Origin of the sequence: Enterobacter cloacae complex sp. S2 (genome assembly GCF_015159675.1) — a bacterium.
Classification (GTDB): Bacteria; Pseudomonadota; Gammaproteobacteria; order Enterobacterales; family Enterobacteriaceae; genus Enterobacter; species Enterobacter intestinihominis.
In genome coordinates, this window is sequence record NZ_JADDTS010000022.1 from 5,332 (window position 1) to 6,207 (window position 876).

The following is an 876-nucleotide window of genomic DNA, read 5'->3' on the forward strand; positions in this document are numbered from 1 at the left end:
AAACACCCGGCAGGCTTTACCCTCGGATCGCGGTATGCTTCCGCAGTTAACGATCATCACATCGGTTGAAATCCCCACCATCGATTTAATCCGATGACGCAGCTGATGGCAGACCTGACAACGCTGTTCATGCGTCAGCGTTAAGCTACTCTGTTTCAGCTCGACCTTCACCGAAAGTGAATCAAGATGCCCGCGGCGGTTCACCTCCAGCTGATAGTGCGGCGAAAGATGTTCGAACTTGACGATCTCCTCTTCCAGCTGTGACGGGAAGACGTTAACGCCGCGAATGATGAGCATGTCGTCGCTGCGCCCGCTGATGCGATCCATCCGGCGCATAGTGCGTGCGGTGCCCGGCAGCAGGCGCGTCAGGTCGCAGGTGCGGTAGCGGATCACCGGCAGCGCCTCTTTGGTCAGCGTGGTGAACAGCAGTTCGCCCTGCTCGCCGTCGGCCAGCGGTGAGCCGTCATTCGGGTTGACGATCTCCGGGTAGAAGTGATCTTCCCAGATGGTCGGGCCGTCAGTGGTTTCAAGACACTCCATCGCCACGCCCGGCCCCATCACTTCGGAGAGACCATAGATATCCAGCGCGGTAATGCCCAGCCGTTTTTCAATTTCGCGGCGCATCGCCTGCGTCCACGGCTCGGCGCCAAACACGCCGACGCGCAGGGAACAGGCGCTGGCGTCACCGCCCATCTGACGCTCCAGCTCTTCAATTAAATTCAGGCAGTATGAGGGCGTCACCATGATCATATCCGGCTGAAAATCGCGGATCAGCTGCGCCTGCTTCTCCGTCTGGCCGCCGGACATCGGGATCACCGTCGCACCCAGACGCTCGGCACCGTAGTGCGCCCCCAGCCCGCCGGTGAAAAGCCCGTA

The 876-nt window shown here is 60.3% G+C and carries 1 protein-coding gene; it reads right to left on the reverse strand.

Going from position 1 to position 876, the window contains the following annotated elements; genetic code table 11:
* A partial coding sequence (locus tag IPZ49_RS11940) for an AMP-binding protein (protein ID WP_227754084.1) occupies positions 1-876 on the reverse strand: 876 nt, incomplete at both ends.